Origin of the sequence: Salinibacter altiplanensis, assembly GCF_002894645.1 — a bacterium.
Taxonomy (GTDB): domain Bacteria; phylum Bacteroidota; class Rhodothermia; order Rhodothermales; family Salinibacteraceae; genus Salinibacter; species Salinibacter altiplanensis.
This window is the reverse complement of record NZ_NCQY01000025.1, coordinates 1-20,521: the sequence shown is the minus strand read 5'-3', so window position 1 is coordinate 20,521 and position 20,521 is coordinate 1. Positions and strand designations below refer to the sequence as shown.

The window sequence follows — 20,521 nt, the reverse complement described above, 5'->3', positions numbered from 1 at the left end:
GAACAAAACGACAAAATGACGGTGGGTCTGCGCGACCGTCCCTTGAGAGCTGTTATGCCTCCTTCGTTGATCGCTCATGTCGCTTTCTCAACGCTTCTTTGCCCACACCCTGGCCTGGGGCGACGATGCCCAGCGCCGCCTCTACGGCGACCACAAGCATGATCTCTTCGCGGGCCTGGAAGGGACCGTCGTGGAGATCGGGCCGGGCACGGGCGTGAACCTGCCGTACCTGCCGGAGGGCCTCCGGTGGATCGGGCTGGAGCCGAACCCGCACATGCACAGCTACATCCGCGACCGGCTGGAGGGACGCGACCTCGATGCCGAGGTGCGCACCGACCCGGCACAGGACACCGGCCTGGCGGACGACAGTGTGGACGCGGTGATCAGCACGCTCGTCCTGTGCTCCGTCCCCGACGTGCCGGCGACGCTGGCGGAGCTCCGGCGCATCCTGCGGCCCGGCGGACGCCTCCTGTTCATCGAGCACGTCGCGGCGGAGCAGCACACGCCCCTTTGCTGGGTTCAGCACGGAATTCGGCCCTTCTGGCGGGCCGTGGCCGACGGCTGTCGCCCGGACCGCACCACCGGCGTGCAGCTCCAGCGCGCAGGCTTCTCGACCGTCGAGTTCGAGCGGTTCGACATCGGGGTCCCACCGGTGTCGCCCCACATCATGGGGACGGCAACGACCTGAGCCCGGCGGAGAAGAGGAAGGAGAGAAATTGCACGGACGCACAGAAGACGCTCAACGGTCACAAACAGACAGCGGTTTGCCGATGCCCACGGTTCATCTCCTCTCCCGCGCCGTCGTGCGGGACGCCAATCATGTGCTCGTTGTTCGGGCCGACGGGCACCCGCACACCTTTCTGCCGGGCGGGCATCGAGAGCCGGGGGAGGGCCTGGAGGCCTGCCTGCGCCGCGAGCTCCGCGAAGAACTGGGGGTGCGTGCCGAGGTGGGGCGCTACCTCGGGGCCGTGGAGCATCAGTGGCGCCGCGACGGGGAGCGTCAGTACGAGGTCAATCACTGCTACGTGGCCACGAGCCCGGCGCTCACGGTCGATGCGGCCCCGCAGGCCCGGGAGGAGTACCTGTCGTTTTCTTGGGCACCCGTCGACCAGCTTGAACGTGCGTCCCTGCAGCCACCCCCCCTACGCGCCCTGCTGGCAGGAAAGAACACGAGAGACACGCCGTGGTGGGGGTCCACCGTCCGTTGAGCGACACTGACCTGCCTCCTCCCGACGTCCGGGAGAATAGGTCCCCACTTCCGCCGGGTCGTCCTCACGCATTCCCCGTTTCTTCAGAGGCGGAGCGGTCGAAATGTAGGATCTCGCCCCGGCGGCGTGTGTATAGACCGTGCTTTTGAAAACGGGCCTGTAGCTCAGCCTGGATAGAGCATCGGCCTTCGGAGCCGAGTGTCGGGGGTTCGAATCCTCCCGGGCCCGCAATGTCCTTCCGCCCCGCCTTCAGCCGCGCTGAGGGCGGGCTTCTGTTTGGGAGAACGTCGCAGGCCGTCACGTGGCATTTGGCCTGATCAGGGCATGGCTTGACTGTGTACAGCACTGTGTACAGCGGTCAGTGGCCGCAACTCATGACGCCGAGGGGCTTTGGCGTTCCCCTGTCCCCAACACGATCGAAGGACTTGGAGGGCACCTCTCCGACGCCCCTTTAGTCCGACGCCGAAAAATCACGAGCGGCGAGAACCGGTCCGGTCGCCTCCCGAAGGACCTCTTCGGTGACACTGCCCAGCACCGCGCGCCGGACGCCGCGAAGGCCACGGGTGGCCATTACGATGAGGTCGGTCTCGTTCGGGGCGCCGCGGAGAATGCTCGGTGCCGGTTTGCCCCGGTGCACGACATACGACACTGTTCGGTCCGTCGTCGTGAGATTGCTGCCCCAGTCCTCAAGGGCCGCTTCGGCCTTCTCTTTCGTCTTGTGGCTCGTGACCGTGGGCGACTCTGGGCCGTAGACCGAAGGGGTATCGGGCGTCTCAACGACGTGCATCAGCTTGAGGGGGGTTTCGTAAATCGTCGCGAGACGACCGGCCTGCCGCAGTGCTCCCCGAGACGGGTCTGAAAAATCGACCGGGGCCACAATTCGCTCAACAGAGGGGGATGTCGCCCCGTTGTCGGAAGACTTCACGGTAAGAACCGGGGCTGGGGCAGTCCGGAGGGTCTCCTCCGCCACGCTGCCGTAGAAGGCCCGCTCGACGCCCCGACGGCCGTGGGTTCCCATGGCGATCATGTCGATGTGTTTGCTCTCGGCGTACCGCACGAGTGCCGGGGCCACAGCGTCGGCGCGCTCGGCGTTGAACGTGAGGCGATCGTCACTCGTGCTGAGGTCATGGGACGCAAGAAGCTCTTGGCAACGTTCTTCAAACTCCTCCTGGAGTTTGTAGGTTGGCATTGGCGACCGCGATGCCCCTTGGAAGGGGCCCTGCGGAACCTCCTGTACGTACATCAGGTGCAGCCTGGCATCGGTCCGCCGGAGGAGGTCCGCGCCGTAGGCAAGGGCGCGTTTCGAAGAGGGGGAAAAGTCGAAGGGCAGCAGAAGGTCGTGAAGTTCAGGCATGAGGAAGAAGGGAATTGGCGGGTCGGCGCTCGAAAAATCGAAGTGAACGACCGAGACGGTGTAGTCGCTACCGTCTCTTGTGGACGAGAGGGCGTTTCGGGAGGGGGCTGGCAGCCCCCCTGTTCGGGTTCCCATGTTGGCGGTGCCCACTCGCTCATGTCGAAGCCGCAGGAACCCCCCAGCGTTCCCGGCCGCAGGAGGCTCTCCTTCGAACTGTGCCCCGGCCCGGGACGCCCAGACCCTGCGTCTCCGGGCCCGGACAGCGTCCCCGCGAGGCCCCGGTTCATGCATCAATGTCCCAACAAACTGGACCGCCCGGCGCCGCGCCCGCGGCCGTGATGCATTACGGGAGGGGCCCGCTAGAGCCTTGGCCACCACCGGTTAGGCTGCCCGCGGTGTTGCGGAGCCGGTTTCCAAACCCGCCCAGGGGGCCGTCCTGGCCCGAGCTTGGAATTTGGAGCCGGAGCAGTTGAGAGAGCTGTCCGCTCTTGACCTGAAGGCTGAAGCTGTAGGACTGGCGCGACCCGAAGGGCACCCAGCTGAAGGACATTACCCAGCACCTACAGCGTCCGATGTCGCGGTTGAGATTGATGCTCGTGGTGGCCAGCTCCTCCTGAACGAAGTCGTAGCCCGTGCGGCCCTCCAGGGACCACCGTGGCGTTACGTCGAAGCTGACCTGGGTGTTGAGGGTTGCCGTTTGGCCCTCGACCTGCTTCCGCGGCTTCCGGAAGCTGTAGTTAAAGTCGAAGCTCAGTGTCCAGGGAATGTTGGTGTCGAGGTAGCCCGGCTCAGGGCGCGCCCCGGGACCCGTCTGTCCCGCCGATTGGCCCTGTTCGGAGCGCTGTTGGTCGGCGCGGCCCGCGGGCCCGCGTCCGTCCGGTTGGAAGCCGGGCCGGGTGCCGACCCCGCTGCCCCCCCCTTCCCCTTGGAACGAGCTGCTGAGGTTGAGGCTGAACCGCGTAAGGCGCACCGGCGTGAGCGGGCTTTCCGTGAACATGTAGCGGTCGACGCGCTGGAACCCGTCCCCAGTGTCCCCGGAACGGCGGAGCTGGTAGGGAGAGAAGGTCATGGATGACCGGACGCTAAAGTCACGAATCGAGGTGCGGGCCCGGAGGCCGATGTCGCTGAGCTTGAAGGCGTCGGCCGTGAAGTTGTACGAGGTGTCCAGGTCAAAGTCCAGCAGCTTGATCTTCTCCTCGTCCGTGTCCCCGGTCGAGTCGACGCTCACCTGCTTCGTTTCGAGCTCGTTGTCGAGCCGAAAGCTCAGGGTGCGCTGCTCGTTGCTCCCACGCACCCGGCTTCCGTCGAGGATGTCGTACCGGACGGGCTCCCCCTGTTCGTTGCGCACAGGATCTCCGTTGGCGAAGCGGAGCGGGCGCGTCCGGCCCCAGAACGGCGCGTTGAAGTTGGGGCTGTAGCTGAACGAGAGGGAGGGAGACACCCGGTGGCGGAGGCCCTGGAAGGGACCGGCGCGGAGGGGAAACGTCCCAAACAGTTCCGTGCTTGCCGAGAGGCCCGTCGAAAACGCCCGCCGGGCATAAAAGCCCTGGACCCTTCGCTCTTCGGTGGTGCGGGTGGTGTCCTCCTGGGTCGTGTCGCGATTCACGACCTGGCGGATGGTGCTGATGCGCCAGTCCGAGTCGTAGCGAAAATTGGGGCTCAGGTTGAGGTTGTAGCGGTTGACGCGAAAGGAGGCACTCACCGGAATCTGGTGCGTCGCGCGAAAATCGAACTGCTCGTCGTCGCCGGTGGCGGTCCGATACTTTTCCCGGTCCACGAGCGCCTCGTACCAGGCGATGTCGGAGACCCGGTCGGCCGCCAGGGAGTCGCCCTGTTCGCGGAGCTGCTCAACGTCCCGCGGGGAGAACGAGTAGTTGTTGTCGACCGAGAGGTCGTAGGAGGTTGTGATCTTCTCGAACCACCGGTCGTCGCCCACCGCCTGGTCCATCTCAAACGGCTTGAACGACCGCTGGGAGAAGTTGAGGCTGGGGAGGGTCATCGACACCTCTCCGCTCTGCAGCTGCTGCCGCTGGTTGGCACTGACGTTCAGGTCTTTGCCGCTCCCGGGCCAGCTTTTGCTATACCGCAGGTTCGACGAAATCTCCTGTTTGACGGCGTCGTTGTAGTTGTTGCTGTTGCGGCGCGCGAAGTCTGTAGAGGTGGCTAGGTTGATGTCGCCGCGGATGGAGGCGGTGGGGGAGAGGTCTTGGCTGTGCTGCCACTTGAGCTGCCCTCGGTGCCGGTTGGTGAAGTCGGGGTCCTCCTCTTCCCCAATTTGGGTGCGCCGGTAGGTGAGGTCCACGCGCCCGCTGTAGTTGTACCGCTTGCTGTAGCGGAAAATCGGGTTCACCTCAACGCTGCCCTTCGACCAGACGCTGCCCCGCAGCTGCAGGTCCGTGTAGGCGTTCATCGCAAAGTACCAGCCCCAGTTGCGGAGAAAGAGGCCTTTTTCCCGGTCCTGCCCATAGTCCGGTGCGAGAGGGCCGCTCCGGCGGCCCGACACGTTCGGCAAAAACCCGAACGGAAGCCACAGGGGCGTCGGGATCTCGAACAGGTACATTTGAATGGGGCCGGTGTAGACCCACTCCCCGTCCACCTTCATCTCGTTTGAGCGCAGCGAGTAGGAGGGCGTTTCGCCGGGCGGGCAGTCGCAGGTCGTGTACCTCCCCTCTTGCACAAACAGGGTGCTGTCCTCAAACGCCTTCACGGCGTCGCCCTGCACGTAGCCGTTTTGCTGCTGCGTACGGGCCGTCACGACGCGGCCCCGTTTGGTGCGGAGGCTGTAGGAGAGGGTTTCCCCCGTAAACGACTGGCCGCCGCCCCGGCCGCTTCCCTGCTGGCTGCCCCGTTCAAACGTGGGGCGAGCCTGTGCGGTGTCGGAGGGGGCCCCAAACGCTTCGAGGACGCTCGTCTCGAGGTTCATCTCGATGGTGCCGGCCTTCAAGGTCGCGCCCTGGTACGACATCTGGGCCTGGCCGTGGAGGGTGCTGTGATCCGCCGAGTCCGCGGGGGTAACGATGACCAGCGAATCCGATGCGGTGAACTCCACGCCGGCGGCCTCCCCGGAGCCGGCGGCCGGTCGGTCCGCCCCGGAGGAGGACTGCGCCTGGCGGGCCGAGTCGGGGACGGTGCGGCGGTTTTGGGCCGTGCCCGGGCGAGACAGGAGAAGGAAGACCAGCACGGCCCCGAGTCCAACGATCAGCCGGTCCGGTTGGGGAAAACGAAGCACAATCACCAGGCGGTGGGGGAAACACGAACTGTGCCGCCTCGGAGGGCCGACGACTACTGCGTTCCGACCTGGGCGTCCTTGCCCTGGAAGGCGAGGCGGGCCGCCCCGAGAAGGCTGGCCTCGTTGCCGAGCCCTTCCTGGTGAACCCGGAGGTCGTTCCGAAGGCCCGGCGTGACAAAGCGGGGGAGGACGTCACGGGCAGGGGCGAGGATGTATTCTCCCGCTGCCGAAACGCCGCCCCCTACCACAATGGTTCGAATGTCCAAGAGATTTACGGCGGAGCCGAGCACGCATCCGAGCTTGTGGCCGGCCCACGCCAGGATGGCCCGGGCAAACTCGTCGCCCTGCGTCGCCGCTTCGTACAGCACGCGCGGGGACAACTGGTCCAGGTCGCCTTCTACGAGCTCCCGGACCATGCTTTCCGGGTAGTTGACGATCTGATCGCGGGCGTGTGCCGTCAGAAATGTTTGGCCGAGATAGCCCTCGATGGCCCCGCTCACGCCCGAGTTGGCAAAGGGGCCCTCGTAATCGATTGTCATGTGCCCGATTTCGCCGGCGCCGCCGGTGCTGCCGCGAAAGATTTTGTTTTGATAGATGATGCCGCCGCCGACCCCGGTGCCGAGGGTGATCATGATGAACGAGTCGACGTGCTGCCCGGCCCCGTAGAAGGCGGACCCAAGGGCCGCCACGTTCGCGTCGTTTTCCACGATGACGGGGAGGGAGGTGCCCAGTCGCGACCGAAGGACCGAGCGTAGGTTGACGGACGTCCAGCCGTCAATATTCGGGGGGTGAGACACCGTCGTGCGGTCCCAATTTACGGTGCCGGGCGCCCCAATGCCGATGCCCGCCACCGCGTCCGGCGGGGCCGCATCGAGTAGATCTGCGGCGAGGCCCGCAATCTGAGACTCGACATGCTGGGGGCCCCGATGGGCTTCTGTGGGGCACTCGGCTTGCTCAAGCAGGCCTTCGTCGCGGGCCACGAGCGCGGCCTTGAGGTTTGTCCCCCCAATGTCAATCCCGATGGCGTGCGAACTCATGCTGGTCCGTGAAGCGGACGAGGGCGAGATGGACGATGGATGCAAAAGCCCCTCTTTCGATCGGCACCGGAGCGCCCCGCCTCACTCGCTGGGCTCGACGCGGTAAATGGTTTCGTCGGGCCGCTTCATGCCGTACTCCTCACGGGCAATCCGTTCGACGACGCTGTCCGACAGGGGACGGTCGAGCTGTGAGCGAAGGCGCTCGATCTCGGAGCGGAGGTCGGCGTTCTCCGCGGTTGTAGCCTCCAGCTCTTGGTGCCAGCGGTATCGCTGCCAGAGGCTGTGACTGTCGAAGAAGGCGATCCAGACGAGCACGCCCCCCAGCAGAAGGCCGATTCCCCACCGCACGCGGCGAGCGGACAACGTGGAGTCGGGCATGGCGGAAGAGGCTGATTAGTTTGCGGGTGGGAAGGCGTCGAGCCCAGGATATTCGGCCGCCGCCCCCAGCTGTTCTTCGATCCGGAGCAGCTGGTTGTACTTTGCCACCCGGTCGCTCCGACTGGCCGAGCCGGTTTTGATCTGTCCGGCCTCGGTCGCGACGGCCAGGTCGGCGATCGTTGTGTCTTCGGTCTCGCCGGATCGGTGGCTGACGACAGCCGTGAACCCGTGCTTGTGGGCCGTCTCGATGGCGTTGAGCGTTTCGGTGAGGGTGCCAATCTGATTGGGCTTGATCAGGATGGAGTTGCCACATCCCTCTTCGATGCCCCGGCCGAGGCGCTCCGTGTTTGTGACGAATAGGTCGTCGCCCACGAGCTGCACCTCGTCCCCAATTTCGTCGGTCAGCAGGGCCCAGCCGTCCCAGTCGTCCTCGTCCATGGCGTCCTCGATGGAGAGAATGGGGTACTGGTCGACCCACTCGGCCCAGAACTTGACCATGTCCTCCGAGGACCGGTCGGTGCTCGGGTCGCTCTTCCAGAAGACGTACGCCTCGTCGTCCACCATTTCGGCGGCGGCGGGGTCGAGGGCCACGAACACATCCGAGCCCGCGGTGTACCCGGCCGTCTCGATGGCATCGAGAATGAGCTCGACGGCCTCCTCGTTGGACCGGAGGTCGGGGGCAAAGCCGCCCTCGTCCCCCACGGCAGTGCTGTAGCCATGGTCTTGCAGGACGGACTTCAGGGTGTGGAAGACCTCTGCGCCGGTGCGGAGGGCCTCGGAGAAGGAGGCAACCCCCGCCGGGGCAATCATGAACTCTTGCATGTCCACGTTGTTGTCGGCGTGCTCGCCCCCGTTGAGGATGTTCATAAGCGGCACCGGAAGGGTGCGGGCGGTGGCGCGCCCCAGGTGGCGGTACAGCGGCACGCCCAGGGTGGCGGCGCCGGCTTTCGCGGCGGCGAGCGAGGCCCCGAGAATCGCGTTGGCCCCCAGGTTCGATTTGTCCGAAGTGCCGTCGAGAGCCCGGAGCGTGTCGTCGATCGTCACCTGTTCGAGCACACTCAGGCCCTTCAGGGCGTCGGCAATCGCGTCGTTGACGTGGCCCACGGCCCGGCGCACGCCCTGCCCGTGGTAGCGATCGGCATCCCCGTCGCGCAACTCGACGGCCTCGTACGCGCCGGTCGATGCTCCGCTTGGAACGGCGGCCCGGCCCAGAACGCCCTCGTCGGTGGTGACGTCCACCTCCACTGTGGGGGTGCCGCGGCTGTCAAGAATCTGGCGAGCGGTGACACGTTGAACGGAGGCCATGCGAAACGGGGGGAATGCTGGAGCGGGGGGCGGCGAGTAGGACGCCTCGCAACGAGGCCGTTACGAAACGCACTCGTTAACTACGTGGTCGGCGCCCAGAACCACAAGAGCGGATCGACACGAAAACTCCCTTGGAGGACGAAGGCACGAATGCGGGTGCGATTCCCGCCTGCGCCAACGAAAAGGGCCGACGGCCCCAACGGCACGCCGGCCCTTCGACTCTCAGAATGTGGCGGCATCACCCCGAGGAAGGGGCCGATCGGACGGAGGTCGTCTCACCAATCCATGAGTAGCACCCGTAGTCGATGGTGAACGACTGCCCGCTCTCCCAGTCCTCTCGGTAGAAAACATCTTCCTTCGTCGGGAAGACCCTACGGTACGTCTGGATCTTGCTGTCCGCGACGGAGGCAATCGAAGAGTCGATTTCCTTCGCCTGCCGGTACTTGTCCACGGCGGCCCAGTATACCGCCCTGTCGTTCCGGGCCATTTCGCTGCCGCTGCACCGATTTACGGCCCGGGCGTACAGGTCACCGATGGCGATGTACGCCCGCCCAAAGCCGTCCTTCATGTCAATGGCCGCTTGGTAGTCCTGACGGGCCCGGGCGAGCTTCTCCATCTTCTGGTAGGCGGTGCCCCGGTTGAAGTAGTCCTCGGCCTTCAACTCAGCCCCTTGCTTCTCGGCCCGCTCGTACGCCTGCAGGGCGTCTTCCGGACGGCCGTCCTCGAGGCGCATCTGGGCGATCTGCCGGACGGTCTCGGCCGACGGCTCCATTTTGATCAAGCGCTTCGAGAGCTCCGAGGCCTTCTCGACGTTGCCCTGCTGGTTGTACGCATCGAACAGTTCCGTCAGCAGCTTGGTGCTGTCCGGGCTCTGCTCGACCTGTTTCTCAAGGTACGCGATCTTTGCCTGCGAGTTTTTCCCAAAGATGTCCTTCCGGACCGAGCTGATCATCTTGGTTACCTCCTCATCGTCCCCCCGCTTCGACTCCACGGTGTTGGCAAAGTCAAGGGCCTTCTGAAGGGCATTGTCCTCAAGGTGTGACTGCAACACCTGTTGGATGTAGTACGGATCGAGGTCCTTTGGGGCGAGCTCAAAGGCCCTTCGGTAGTGGGCCGTCGGCGTCTCAAGGCCCTCCGCACCCTCGGGAAGGACGTCCTGGTGCTCTTCGAGGAACCGGCCCTTGCGCCGTTCCCACTTGTACGACGTGTGCTCCAGACCGTCCTTCTTGATCTGGTCTACGGCGGAGGCGAGGTACGTCGCCGCGGTGTCTAGGTATGCCTTCTTTGCCTTCTCGTCTGAGGCCTGGTCGGCAAGCCCCTCGTAGAGACGAATCACCCGGCGGTAGTTGTCGTCGTCGCCGTCGGGAACGCCAGGGGCATTGTTGAGCACCCAGAGCAGGTCGCTCCGTGCGCTTTCGAAGTTGTCGTTCTTGTAATTCTCGTAGTAGAGGCTGTAGTGCATCAGCTTCTCCCGCTTGCTCGGCTCACTATCCTGGGCCGAGGCCGGTGAAGTTGCCACGAGCAGGGCAAGCCCCACGCAGAGGGCACCAGCGACGAAGGACTGTAATCGGAGAACGGGGGCGGTCAGAGACATATTGGGGGCAAATCTGTCCGATATTTTGAACAGGCTAGGGCTTTAGACTGGACGCTTTGCGTTGGGTTTCAGTCAAGAGGGCCCTGCGGTGCGGCCTGTTCGGTGAGAGAGGACCTGCGGGTCCCCGCGCCGCCTACCGGAGCTTGCGCCGCTGGAACCAGCGCTCTCCGAAGTTCACGTGAAGAGACACTCCGAAGAACTGATCACGGACGAGGGCACCGGTGGTCGTCCCTCGCGTTCCGGCAACCGTGTTCAGATCAATTCGTGTGCCAGAAAGAGAGGTGGGGAGGCTGATGCCCGCGGTGAGGGCAAATTCATAGAGGGTCGTTTCCGAGTCTGGGCGCACGTACATCTGTTCCGCGTACCCGCCGAAGCGGTAGGCCGCCTGGGCAAAGTACCCGGCCAACCGGTCGTCGCCGGCAGGTACCACTTCGGCCCCGGTCGAGAGGCGCCACCGATCGGTGAGGGTCTCCGTCCCCCCGGCCGGAAAGCGAGCGGGGGCCGTTTCGGAGGCCCGAGCGGAGAAGTCGCTTGAGAAGGTGCTCCAGGGGTCGAAGGCCCCGTCGACGACGAGCGTCCAGCGGGCGTTGGGCTGGTAGGACAGTCCCAGGCGGCCCTTCCAGGGCAGGGTGACATCCCCCCGTTCGGTCGCGAGGGTGTCCCGGGCGAGGTCTTCGTCGAGGGTCCGAAAGCGCTCGCCCGACAGGTTGGCCGGGAGCGTAACGGAGGCCCCGATGGAGAAGGCGTCGTCCTCGGCAAACACATCGGCAAGGGCGAGGTGGCCGCCCAGTGTGCTGGTCAGGCCGGAGAGCTGGACCCCGTCGGAGATGACGGTGTTGCGGAGCTGGGCGACTGCCCACGTCGTACGCCGACGGCGTTCGAGGGTCCCGAACAGAAGGTCCGCGGTGGCCCCGACGCTCAACATGTCGTTGACGCGGTATCCCAGCCCGCCCCGCAGCCGGTGCAGGCCGCCGGAGCCCGAAAACTCAGTCTCAAACGGAACCTCCCGACGTTCGCCGTTGATGGACACCTCTTCGCTGTCCAGCCGCTTGCCGCTGTAATTGGAGCGGGAGTAGGGCTGGAAGGAGAAGCCGACCCCCAGGGAGCGCTCATAGAGCGGGAAGTTGAACTGAAGTGCCTGCACGTTGCCGGAGCTGAGCCGCCCGGAATTGCCCTGGCCGTCCTCCACGGTGGTGGAGCGGTAGGCCGCGCTTCCGGACAGGCGGGTAAACACCTGGTCGCTCCAGAGGGCCGGGTTGGCGTCGGGGTTGTAGTTGAGGGAGCGAAGTGCGTAGCCGCCCCCCCCCATCGCGTCGCTCTGAGACGAGGAGAACTCAAGCAGGCTGCCCATCCCGAACCGGGAATAGATTGTGCCCTCCCCGTTGGACTGGGCCTGCACCGAAGAGGGAGCGCCCAGAATACCCACGACAACGGCAAGGCAGGAGCCCCAGAAGAGCAGGCGATGGAACCCCACCATCCGCACGAGGCCGTCGCGCAGCGTGTGGAGGAGGGAGCAAGCGGCAATCATCATCTAGAGTGGGGTTACGGTCAGAGTAGCGCGGGGCGGCTTCGGCTCGGTCCCGCCTTTGGGAACGAGGGCGGGCAGCGTGGTGGGCAGGCCGGGCTGAATGGTCGTGGCCTGGTTGACCGACGTGTTCGCCCGATCGGCGATGTGGACACGGAAGGTCGTGAAGACGGGGGACTGCCCGCTGCGGACGCGCTGGAGCGACTGCTGGAAGATGGGAAAGGAGATGTTGTCCGGAACGAGGGCTGCCCTGGGGGCCGCCGTGGGGTCGAGTGGAAGTGTGCAGTCTTCATCGGAGATCGGGAAGACTGTGGATTGTACTTCTCCGCAAAGGGGCACGTCTGGGGACGAAGCGCGGGTGGCGATGATGCGGTAGCCCTGTGGCTGCGGCCGTTCAAAATTGGAAGGGGTGAGTGCCTGCAGTTCGCTTGTGTCGTTCGGGACGAAGATCTCGGCTCGGTTCAAGGGACTCTCTTCGAGAGTGTCGAGCGGACTCTCATTGAAGTCCCACGACATCGTGAGTCCGGTCCCGACGCCGTCCTGCATCAGCCGGTACCCGGACGGCGAGGCACCCCCGCCCGTCTGCTCAATGTGAGTGAAGGTTTTTAGGCCCGAGTAGTCGGCCGTGGTGGTGTCACCAGACGAAACGGTCCTGAGGCGCAGGGTGGCGTCCGACGAGGAGAACCCGACGACCGCCTCGCTGCTGGGGGCAGTTATTTTGAAGCCGTGAAAATTGCTTTCGAAGTCCTCGCCCGTCTGAAAGACCTCCGGGTGATCGTTGATCCAGGACTCCTGGAGTCGAATGGTGACCAGAGAGTCTGAGTCAGACAGGTTGATCTGTGCCGTGTCCACGGACACCGGGGACGCGTCGGCGTTGAAGCTCGCCGTCGCCCGGGCGGAGTCCATGTCGGCCTCCTCCGTCAGGTCGTACACCTCCACGTCTATCGATTCGGTCGAATAGCCGTGGAAGTAGTCGGTTTTCAGGCGCAGTTCAGCGGCACGGGCGTCGGGACTGGCATTTTCGATCTCGGAGGGAACGTCGTCGCTCCGGCCTGCGAAGTCGATGTAGCCTTCCGCCTCGACGAGTCCCGTTCCGCTCACCGGGTCGTCTACGGACCCGATCAGGAATCGCCATGCGCTCTGGGACCGGGGCCGGTTGCGGACGTTGTCTCCCGTGATCGGGGGAACTCGGGTCGTGCCGACGTCAGGGACTGCGTCGACGGTCGCTGGATTGTCCCCCTGCAGGGGATCGGAGCCCACCCCCAACCCGACATCCGACGAGTCGGTGCAGGCGGCGAGCGAGGCGATCAGCCCGCCCCCAACAAGGAGTGCGGTGAGCCAAGAGGACCTCATGGATATTGGCATTGCGGGCGGCGAACGCCGGTTCGGTACAAGAGTGCAGGAGAGAGCGCCTGCGCACGACACATCGATGTGGAGCACCCAGGCGAGTACAACAGCTCCGGAAGAGGAACACACCCAACAAGACAAGGGCGTGGGCGCATTCCCGAATCGGGTCCCTGAATGATGCCTCGAAGCAGGGTGTTTCTCGGCAGGTGAACCCTACGCAGGGACTTCACCGAGCATTTGATCGTACAATGCCACCGTCTGCTTGGTGCGCGGCTCGGCATCGGCCGGCAACGTCGATGCCTCTTCGGCCTGAGCCCCGTTCGTCAGCGTTCCGTTTGGCGGGAGGACCGTGGTGTCCGCATGGGCAAGACCCACCTCCGACACCGTCGATCCGGCGTCGCCGTCGATCGGAAGGTCCATGGACTCGGCAAACGAGGCCTGGAGAGTCGTTTCCGGGGCCGTTCCTCCAGGCGTGAAGACGGATTTCGTGGCGCCCAGCAGGTCGTCGTCCGCGTAGGTGGTGGAGAGAAGAGACGGGAGAAGCCCGCTGATCCACCCAAAGCCATGGATCAGGTCCGGGCCCCAGCGCAGCTCCCGGAGGGTTTCCAGAACAGAGCGACTGAAAAATAATGCCCGGACCGCGTTGTCGTCGAAGGGAGTCCCGTCCCCGTCGGTCGCGCGGCCCGTTCGCCCGAAGTACCCCTCGTGGTCCATGAAGTAGACCTGCAGCTGCGCGTCCGGTACCGAGGCCACCTTGACGGAGACCGACTCGGTGTTCGCCCCCATCGGGACATCTGTGTCTGAGAGTCGAATGACCTCGTGGAGGCTGTGCTTCCGCTCGTTGATGTCCCCGTAGCAGGGCATCATGATGCGTACTTCAAAGTCTCCCGCGTCTTGCACGTGCTCGGGGAGCGATCGGGTGAGGGCGGCAAGTGGCGAGCGGTCGGTGAACGGAGCGAGTGCTTCGGCGACGTAAAGGAGGCGGTACGAAGAGGCCATGTGCATTGAGGAGTTGAGAAAGGCAACGGCGGGTGTGGACGAGGTACGGCCTGCTCAGACGAGCACAAGGGGGGAGAACGCCCCTGGTCCAGTTGTAGGGCATCCCTGGATCGAAGAAGAAGGCGGGTCCGGAAGTTGTGAAGCCCAGCCCACCAACGCTCCGTAGTTCAGGTCCGAGTCCCTGGACATCCTACATCAACGGATGCAATGAGCCGACAGTGGGGGAGTACAATGGTCCGACAGTGTGGTCCGACAGTGTGCTCTCGTTAAAAATAAACCTACTGTTGTCGGACTCGGGAATCAATTTTGGACACCCCAGCCATGAGGAAGTCACGTCAAGACCGTGAAAATTTGAAAATTGGTCGGAGGGGACGTGTTGTTCAGACCCCGCGGAGATTTGACGACGGTCTGCGTTCACCCCTCATTAAGAGAAGCCCTCGAATGGGTGGGGGAAGGGGCGTGGAAGGACTGGTCCACGGCACGAAAGTAACGACAGCAGACGCGAGGGGCTCCTTTGGGGCTTCCCCGGCGGAGAAAAGCTGGTGCCGACCGAAAGGCGGTTCCCTGGAGAAGCTCCGCCCGGCCCTTCGGCGTCATGCCAACAACCCTATGGGCCCCTGGCCCTGTATTCCAGAGGAGAAGGTGCGCCGAGGGGCCGGACGGAGCCTCCCGCAGATGCGTGAAGGATGAAAGCCACTCCTACACATTTCAGTCCGCAAAACGCATTCCAGCCCGCGACGCACTCGACTGGAAGGGCGAAGACTGTCCTTCAACTGGTGGACACCGGTCCACAGACCGTCTATGAGACATGTCGGGGTGGTAAGAAGAGAAATAAAGCGGGGACGAACTACACGAAATCGGCCGAGACGTCTGTCGCCGCCCGATGCAATTCGCCGTGGGAGACGGGATGAGACAAATGGGAACGAGTGGAGCCTTGCCCCGACTGGGTCGCAGAGGGCGCCGTGGATTGGACGGCAATTTCTTTGGGGTTGTGCGGAGAACGCCGTACGTTCTAACGCCAAATTGGCCTTCCAAAACAAGTGTCTTTCGTCGACGCATGCCGACCCTCACGGCCGAGCACGTCGGGCACCACTTCGGGCGCCTCTTGCTCTTTCGGGGATTGTCGGTGACCCTGCACGCCGGAGAGACGCTGGCGGTGACGGGGGCCAACGGGACGGGCAAGTCGACCCTTCTTCGCATCCTGGCGGGCCTGCTCACGCCCCGCACCGGAAGCGTCACGCTCACGGTGGATGGGCAATCCGTGCCCGACGAAGAGCGTCCGCTGCGGACGGGGCTCGTGGCCCCGGCCGTAGGGGTCTACGAAGAGCTCACGGCGCGGGAGACCCTCCGCGTGCTGGCACGAGCGCGGCGACTACTGGATCCTGCGTCCCGGATCGATGAGGTGCTTGCCCGGGTTGGGCTTGCCAGCCGAGCCGACGATCGAGTGGGCACCTACTCGTCGGGCATGCGGCAGCGCGTCAAATACGCGGCGGCGCTCCTTGCGACCCCGCCGCTCCTGCTACTCGATGAGCCCGGTGCCAACCTCGACGCGGCCGGGCGGGAGATGGTCGCGTCGATCGCGGAGGCATGGCGGACACAGGGGCGGCTGCTCGTCGTTGCGACGAACCGACCCGGCGAAGCGGAGCGACACCACCGACAGCTTCGCATTGAGGACCACCGGTAGTGACGGAGGCGCCCGAGGGCGTGGCGTTCGCCGCAGGTCTTATTTTCCCAAACGCATTTTTCTGCACATGGCCCACGACACAACCGAAATTTTTGTACGGGACCGTTCTGAGGACGCGGTTGCCGACTGGCTGCGGACCGTTTTCGAAGACCTGGAGCAGGTGGCGGAGGCCCCCATCGTGACGTACGAGGGGCAGCACGACGGGGAGATCGTTCCGGTGCAGGTCACCGAGCGGGTTAAAAATGGGCCGTACACGAGCATTTGGTTCAACGCGCCCCGTCTGCCGTGGCAAGGCATCCAAAAATGTGCTCGTGCCGCCCACGAGGCACTTGAGGCCGAGGTGCTTTGCTACCTGGAACAGCCCAAGGAGCCGTGGCGCATGCTGCGGGTGGCGGAAGGGGAAACGGAGCGGGTGGACGAGCGCACCCTGGATGATTTTTAGCGCTGGCCGGGGCCCTCGGGGGCCTTGAGGGACCGTACCTCGACCGTTCCGGCGGGGGGGGTGTCCAGGGTAAGCGTGGGCCCTCCGCCGTTGAAGAGCCAGCGTTCGTCGTCTGTCGCGGAACTGCCGAAGGCCTCGCCGACGGTGACGGCGTCGGTACGGTCTGTCTGGAGGGAAAACCCTGCTTCCGCAGGCAGAAAAAACCGCAGTGTGCCCGAAACGGTCTCTGCCGTGCTCGACGCGGCGAAATCTTCGAAGGAGACGGATGCGTCTCCGGCGTGGACCTCCAGCGCGACGCCCTCGCGAACGCCGGTCGCGTGGATCTGTCCGGTGTGCGTCCTCAGATCGAGCATACCGCCGGCGGAGTCGACGACCACCTCGCCCTGGTGCGTATCAATCTCCATGTCGGCCTCCAGGTTCGAGACCTCAATGGTCGAGTTGATGTCGTCAACCTCGAGCATCGCCGTCGCCGGCATCGTGATGCGGTAGCGGGCGGCTAGGTTCTTTCCCCCGCTCGGAGAGATGCGGAGAAGGCCCGGAATGCGAATTGACCAGGAGGCTCCGTCCTGATCGATTGCGAATTCCTGGTCGGTGTGGCTGACGCTGACGATCGACGTCAGCATGGAGTCCTCGTCGCTCACCGGGGCAATTTCGTAGGCGATCCGGTCGCGGTCCCACGTGGTAACGGTGATGGTTCCCGCACGGGTGTCGTCGATTTCCACAGTCCCGTCGGGGGCAAGACGAACCGTGTCCCGTATGATGTCGGGGGAAGAAGGAGAAGAGGGCTGCCCCGCTGCGATGGGGGCAGTGCCAAGGCCGAGCATGAGCCCGAGAACGGCGGTCCACAGAACAGCAGGGCGGGGCATGGCAATGCGATGTTGACGGGCCAGCATTTTTCCTAGGCACTGTCTGACAAAAAGCCGGTATGAAGGGCGATTCGCAAGTGGACTTGTTCTGACATTTGCCGATGGCCCGACGTCGCCGCTACGAACTGACCGATGAGCAATTTGAGCGCATTGAAGATGCTCTTCCCGAAGTCGATGGAAGAGGCAGGCCTTATGAGGACCACCGGAAGGTTGTAAACGGAATCTTCAGGGCAGATGGCTCAGGAGCTCCCTGGCGAGACCTTCCCGAGCGCTACGGTTCTTGGTGAGCGGCCCACGACCGGTTCAGGCGTTGGGCTAAAGATGGCACCCTACAATGGGTTGCCCAGAAGCTCCAAGGAGAACTCGACGCTGAGGGCCATATCGACTGGGAGCAGTTGGGCGCACGCAGCACGACGGTTCGAGCCAGCCGCTCAGCGGCCGGTGGCCCGACTGACGATAAAAAGGGGACCGAACCGCCCGAGAAGACGAAGGAGTAAGTCCTGCTCTCGGATATGGACCTGTCGGTCCTGCGGGGAGGGTTCTCCACCAAAATGCATCTTGTGACCGACGGGAATGGACTTCCGATGACCGCCCTCCTTACGGCTGGGCAGCGTCACGAATCGGCCTTTTTTGCCGACGTAATGGACTCGGTGCGGGTGCCAAGACCGACTGGGCGGCCTAAAAAGCGGCCTGAAGCAGTAGCTGGGGACCGAGCGTACGATTCAAAAGCAAACCGAAGATGGTGCTGGCAGAAGAACATTGAGTCGGTGATTCCGGCCCGAAAAGGGATGCATACCGGAGCCGGACGTCCCCCGACTTGCGATCAGCAAAAATATGAACGACGGAATGTTGTCGAGCGTCTCGTAGGCCGTTTGAAGGAGCGAAGGCGGATTGCCACTCGGTATGAGAAGAAGGCTAGCCACACGAGAGCGACAGCTCCGTAGCGATGCTGCAATGGGCCTTCATCGGCGAATATCTGAAGCGATAATTCTCAGACAGAGCCTAGGATGAGACACAGGCCTACGGCTAGTGCTGTTGCTATTTCGAAATGTCGAACTATGCCGGTCATTGTTCTGGTCGTTTTGTTTAGAACTTATACAAACATACCAGAAGAAAAAACGGACGCGGGTAATGTCAAACGGGATCTGGAAAGCCTGGGATGAAAGAGAGTCACGATTTCAAGGACATTGCGAATCTGCTCGATGCACAGATGACACAGCGCACGAGACCGACGCCCAGGCGTTTCTGCGAGAGCTGACGGGGGAAACAGTCGAACAGTAGTCCCCCTCGGTTGACAGAAGCTACTTCGTCGAGTCGGGTTCAAGCATGAGAGTGGTGCTATCCGAGCGGAGCTGGAGTGTCTCACCATCGATCCGGTAGGACGGGCCGCTACGAAGCACGCCCAAGAACTCCGGCTCCTTCGAGTCGGGGGGACGGCCCATGAAGGTGGTCTGCAGCTCAGAGACCGACAAATTCTGTCCTTCAACTGTATACGTTGCACTTCCGCTATTGGGATGTGCAGAAAACGTCAGGCAATGACCCGACCGGGAGGAAAAACAGGAATCGGCCGGAGTGGACATGAACGAGACGGTGTAGTGGGCTCCTCTGGAGAGAGAATCCCTCCGGATATGGGTCGTGTCATTCGTTTCTACGAGGGTCGTCAATCGCCATGCTGTTCCACGGAGGGAAGTCGGAACTGCTTCTCCGTCTTGAGTGAACAGGTCCCCAACGGGATCGCAGTTCACGAAAGTCAGGCTGCACAATCCGGTGATGAGTAGGGCGACAACTGAGCGCATGAGACTGAGCGGATCGGGAAGAAGTCAAGAGGGCATGTTGCCATCCTATCCATCGAGGGGTCCGGTGTGGACAGGGAGTATTTGTAGACGAGTTTCCATGGGGGCGCTACTCTGGAAAAACATCGGTTGGTCGGAGGACGAGAAACGCGTCGTTTCCATGTTTCAACCGAAGGGTGTTCTCCTTAATCCGAAATCCGGTAACGTTCCGTAGGGCCCGGACAAATTCTGATTCTTTCGAGGAGGGCGGGGGATTGATTTCTGTTCTGGCCACATTGCCGAGTGCAAGCGAGTGAAATGGATCTTCCTCAGAACGAGATCTGACTATGTAGACGGAAAATAATTCATTCGGGAAACCGATACCCTTGACCACTTTGCATTCCGGCACATCGAGACCGGAGCATCGGGTAGAGGTCGTATCCCGAAACCAAAGCGTATAGGCATTCTCTGCTGACAATGCTCCTGTGGTGTCGGGAGGGTCAACACGTGTCGAGTCGTTGGAATGAACAAACGCCTTTAGCTGCCACTGCGTCCCGATAAGGGGAGGCAGATCCTGATGCTCTGCATCCTGAGAGGACAGCGGTTCAAGCGGCTCGCAGTTGATGAGGAAAAACAACTCGCACCGACAAGGAGGAGGGAAATGAATTTGTACATGGGACTGAGAGCGTTGGCCGAGAGTGCGGAGGATTCTTGCCTTCCGCCCGTTACTGCACCACGGTCATCCGACGGGTGGCGCGGTGCGGGCCGGCGGTGATGCGGTAGACGTACACCCCGCTTCCCAATCCCTTCGGAGTAAATGAGACACGATGATACCCGGCTGACTTCGTTTCGTTGACCAATTTGGCCACTGTTCGCCCCATCAGGTCGTAGACCACAAGGCGTACGTGTTGTTTCTCGGGCAGGGCAAACCGAATCGATGCTTGCTGTGCAACCGGGTTCGGGGAGGAGGACTGCAGTGCAAAGGTGTCGGGCGTCCCTTGGCGTGGGGTCGTGCTCTTCGGACAGATGTAGTTTGGATTCTGATTGCCATACTGGCACTCATCTCCACCGGATCCATCCTGCTCATTCACAACAATGTCCGTCTTGTCAGTGTGAGTTTCGCCTTCGTCATCGTACACGTACACTCTAACAGAAGCCAAAGCGTCACCATCGGTATTATCCGAAAAAGATGTTGTGCATGAAGACCCACCACTGCACACACTCTGCCATGCACAACTTTGACACTGCCGAAGATCCCAAGAGTAAGTGTAAGGACTCCTATCTACATTTGAGTTCACGCTGGCACTGAACGTGATCGGGTCGTACTCATCGACTTCAGGAGCGGGCTGAGGCACATTTACGGATAGGAAGGGATCTATTCCATTCAACGTGATAGTGCCTGTGTCGCTGGAGTCGAGCCAATCCTTAAGTCGGGTAGTATTATTTCCTCCCTTATTACAGGACAACGATAACTTTCCGTAATACCCATCTCTCACTTCACATCGGTCAACATTTGTTCCACCATGAAGTTGTCCAATCACTTTGTTGTTCGGGCTGAATAGAGGGGCACCAGAAGATCCTCCTTCGACCGTTCCTTCATCAAAATTAACCAACCAGTGTGAGTTTGATGGAGTACCAGCGAAGTTGTCTGAGTTTGGAGAGTTATTATCAATTGCGATTTTCTTGATATCTCCAGCTGGATGGTGAATTGAGGTCGTAGAGTTGAAAGAAGGGATATGTGCCCGAATTTTTGGACCAGTTGACCGGCTAGGTACGGCTAA

18 protein-coding genes and 1 tRNA gene are annotated in these 20,521 nt (G+C 62.8%); 7 read left to right on the top strand and 12 right to left on the bottom strand.

Features of this window, described 5'->3' with window-relative positions:
• Positions 1-76 precede the first annotated feature (76 nt).
• The 3 genes from B7R93_RS11610 to B7R93_RS11600 all read left to right on the top strand — a co-directional run bounded on the left by B7R93_RS11610 (position 77) and on the right by B7R93_RS11600 (position 1,436).
• The gene (locus B7R93_RS11610; protein WP_103020926.1) at positions 77-688 is read left to right on the top strand and encodes a class I SAM-dependent methyltransferase; all 612 of its coding nucleotides are present in this window, start codon (positions 77-79) and stop codon (positions 686-688) included.
• A gap of 82 nt (positions 689-770) precedes the next feature.
• A complete protein-coding gene (locus tag B7R93_RS11605) occupies positions 771-1,208 on the top strand; it encodes an NUDIX domain-containing protein (RefSeq protein ID WP_103020925.1) in 438 nt (145 codons plus the stop codon).
• A 153-nt stretch (positions 1,209-1,361) separates the two neighbouring features.
• A tRNA-Arg gene (locus B7R93_RS11600) sits at positions 1,362-1,436 on the top strand.
• A 223-nt stretch (positions 1,437-1,659) separates the two neighbouring features.
• On the opposite strand, the gene B7R93_RS11595 is transcribed toward B7R93_RS11600, so the two are convergent.
• The 9 genes from B7R93_RS11595 to B7R93_RS11555 form a co-directional block, all read right to left on the bottom strand.
• Positions 1,660-2,562 carry a universal stress protein gene (locus B7R93_RS11595; protein WP_103020990.1) on the bottom strand — a complete coding sequence of 301 codons (903 nt, stop codon included), beginning with the start codon at positions 2,560-2,562 and terminating at the stop codon, positions 1,660-1,662.
• A gap of 343 nt (positions 2,563-2,905) precedes the next feature.
• Positions 2,906-5,791, bottom strand: a complete 2,886-nt coding sequence (locus B7R93_RS11590) for a putative LPS assembly protein LptD (protein WP_198598665.1) — start codon at positions 5,789-5,791, stop codon at positions 2,906-2,908.
• A gap of 53 nt (positions 5,792-5,844) precedes the next feature.
• Entirely contained in the window at positions 5,845-6,828 is a 984-nt protein-coding gene (locus B7R93_RS11585; protein WP_103020924.1) for an ROK family protein, read from the bottom strand.
• An 81-nt stretch (positions 6,829-6,909) separates the two neighbouring features.
• On the bottom strand, positions 6,910-7,206 hold the full coding sequence (locus B7R93_RS11580) for an FtsB family cell division protein (RefSeq protein ID WP_103020923.1): 297 nt from the start codon (positions 7,204-7,206) through the stop codon (positions 6,910-6,912).
• Positions 7,207-7,221: 15 nt separating this feature from the next.
• Complete coding sequence (eno, locus tag B7R93_RS11575; RefSeq protein ID WP_103020922.1) at positions 7,222-8,511, bottom strand: phosphopyruvate hydratase; 1,290 nt, start codon at positions 8,509-8,511, stop codon at positions 7,222-7,224.
• A 238-nt stretch (positions 8,512-8,749) separates the two neighbouring features.
• Complete coding sequence (locus tag B7R93_RS11570) at positions 8,750-10,105, bottom strand: tetratricopeptide repeat protein (RefSeq protein ID WP_232798369.1); 1,356 nt, start codon at positions 10,103-10,105, stop codon at positions 8,750-8,752.
• A gap of 133 nt (positions 10,106-10,238) precedes the next feature.
• Positions 10,239-11,636 (bottom strand): porin family protein, encoded by a 1,398-nt coding sequence (locus tag B7R93_RS11565; RefSeq protein ID WP_232798368.1) that lies wholly within the window; start codon positions 11,634-11,636, stop codon positions 10,239-10,241.
• Positions 11,637-12,983, bottom strand: a complete 1,347-nt coding sequence (locus tag B7R93_RS11560; protein ID WP_232798366.1) for a hypothetical protein — start codon at positions 12,981-12,983, stop codon at positions 11,637-11,639.
• 207 nt (positions 12,984-13,190) lie between these two features.
• Positions 13,191-13,976 carry a glycogen/starch synthase gene (locus tag B7R93_RS11555; RefSeq protein ID WP_232798365.1) on the bottom strand — a complete coding sequence of 262 codons (786 nt, stop codon included), beginning with the start codon at positions 13,974-13,976 and terminating at the stop codon, positions 13,191-13,193.
• 1,057 nt (positions 13,977-15,033) lie between these two features.
• On the opposite strand from B7R93_RS11555, the gene B7R93_RS11550 reads away from it, so the two are divergent.
• Both B7R93_RS11550 and B7R93_RS11545 read left to right on the top strand, forming a co-directional pair.
• A complete protein-coding gene (locus B7R93_RS11550) occupies positions 15,034-15,660 on the top strand; it encodes an ABC transporter ATP-binding protein (RefSeq protein ID WP_103020919.1) in 627 nt (208 codons plus the stop codon).
• A gap of 67 nt (positions 15,661-15,727) precedes the next feature.
• Positions 15,728-16,102, top strand: a complete 375-nt coding sequence (locus tag B7R93_RS11545) for a hypothetical protein (RefSeq protein ID WP_103020918.1) — start codon at positions 15,728-15,730, stop codon at positions 16,100-16,102.
• Here the strand turns inward: B7R93_RS11545 and B7R93_RS11540 are convergent.
• Positions 16,099-16,968, bottom strand: coding sequence for a DUF4097 family beta strand repeat-containing protein (locus B7R93_RS11540; RefSeq protein ID WP_103020987.1), 870 nt, complete (start codon positions 16,966-16,968; stop codon positions 16,099-16,101). The genes B7R93_RS11545 and B7R93_RS11540 overlap by 4 nt on opposite strands.
• 101 nt (positions 16,969-17,069) lie before the next feature.
• Here B7R93_RS11540 and B7R93_RS16360 point away from each other — a divergent pair, with 101 nt between their 5' ends.
• A complete protein-coding gene (locus tag B7R93_RS16360; RefSeq protein ID WP_103020917.1) occupies positions 17,070-17,255 on the top strand; it encodes a transposase in 186 nt (61 codons plus the stop codon).
• A 225-nt stretch (positions 17,256-17,480) separates the two neighbouring features.
• Positions 17,481-17,912, top strand: coding sequence for an IS5 family transposase (locus B7R93_RS16355; RefSeq protein WP_103020916.1), 432 nt, complete (start codon positions 17,481-17,483; stop codon positions 17,910-17,912).
• Positions 17,913-18,269: 357 nt separating this feature from the next.
• Here B7R93_RS16355 and B7R93_RS11525 read toward each other — a convergent pair whose 3' ends face one another.
• Together B7R93_RS11525 and B7R93_RS15925 are read right to left on the bottom strand one after the other, a co-directional pair.
• Positions 18,270-18,764, bottom strand: coding sequence for an META domain-containing protein (locus B7R93_RS11525; protein WP_103020915.1), 495 nt, complete (start codon positions 18,762-18,764; stop codon positions 18,270-18,272).
• 701 nt (positions 18,765-19,465) lie between these two features.
• The coding region (locus B7R93_RS15925; RefSeq protein ID WP_232798364.1) for a T9SS type A sorting domain-containing protein at positions 19,466-20,521 on the bottom strand (1,056 nt) is incomplete at its 5' end.

What these genes read in the sequence shown, in the direction of transcription:
- B7R93_RS11610 (WP_103020926.1), top strand. Translation starts at nt 77, where the DNA reads ATGTCGCTTTCTCAACGCTTCTTTGCCCACACCCTGGCCTGGGGCGAC.
- B7R93_RS11605 (WP_103020925.1), top strand. Translation starts at nt 771, where the DNA reads ATGCCCACGGTTCATCTCCTCTCCCGCGCCGTCGTGCGGGACGCCAAT.
- B7R93_RS11595 (WP_103020990.1), bottom strand. Translation starts at nt 2,562, where the DNA reads ATGCCTGAACTTCACGACCTTCTGCTGCCCTTCGACTTTTCCCCCTCT.
- B7R93_RS11585 (WP_103020924.1), bottom strand. Translation starts at nt 6,828, where the DNA reads ATGAGTTCGCACGCCATCGGGATTGACATTGGGGGGACAAACCTCAAG.
- B7R93_RS11580 (WP_103020923.1), bottom strand. Translation starts at nt 7,206, where the DNA reads ATGCCCGACTCCACGTTGTCCGCTCGCCGCGTGCGGTGGGGAATCGGC.
- eno (WP_103020922.1), bottom strand. Translation starts at nt 8,511, where the DNA reads ATGGCCTCCGTTCAACGTGTCACCGCTCGCCAGATTCTTGACAGCCGC.
- B7R93_RS11570 (WP_232798369.1), bottom strand. Translation starts at nt 10,105, where the DNA reads ATGTCTCTGACCGCCCCCGTTCTCCGATTACAGTCCTTCGTCGCTGGT.
- B7R93_RS11565 (WP_232798368.1), bottom strand. Translation starts at nt 11,636, where the DNA reads ATGATGATTGCCGCTTGCTCCCTCCTCCACACGCTGCGCGACGGCCTC.
- B7R93_RS11560 (WP_232798366.1), bottom strand. Translation starts at nt 12,983, where the DNA reads ATGAGGTCCTCTTGGCTCACCGCACTCCTTGTTGGGGGCGGGCTGATC.
- B7R93_RS11555 (WP_232798365.1), bottom strand. Translation starts at nt 13,976, where the DNA reads ATGGCCTCTTCGTACCGCCTCCTTTACGTCGCCGAAGCACTCGCTCCG.
- B7R93_RS11550 (WP_103020919.1), top strand. Translation starts at nt 15,034, where the DNA reads ATGCCGACCCTCACGGCCGAGCACGTCGGGCACCACTTCGGGCGCCTC.
- B7R93_RS11545 (WP_103020918.1), top strand. Translation starts at nt 15,728, where the DNA reads ATGGCCCACGACACAACCGAAATTTTTGTACGGGACCGTTCTGAGGAC.
- B7R93_RS11540 (WP_103020987.1), bottom strand. Translation starts at nt 16,968, where the DNA reads ATGCCCCGCCCTGCTGTTCTGTGGACCGCCGTTCTCGGGCTCATGCTC.
- B7R93_RS16360 (WP_103020917.1), top strand. Translation starts at nt 17,070, where the DNA reads ATGGCCCGACGTCGCCGCTACGAACTGACCGATGAGCAATTTGAGCGC.
- B7R93_RS16355 (WP_103020916.1), top strand. Translation starts at nt 17,481, where the DNA reads ATGGACCTGTCGGTCCTGCGGGGAGGGTTCTCCACCAAAATGCATCTT.
- B7R93_RS11525 (WP_103020915.1), bottom strand. Translation starts at nt 18,764, where the DNA reads ATGCGCTCAGTTGTCGCCCTACTCATCACCGGATTGTGCAGCCTGACT.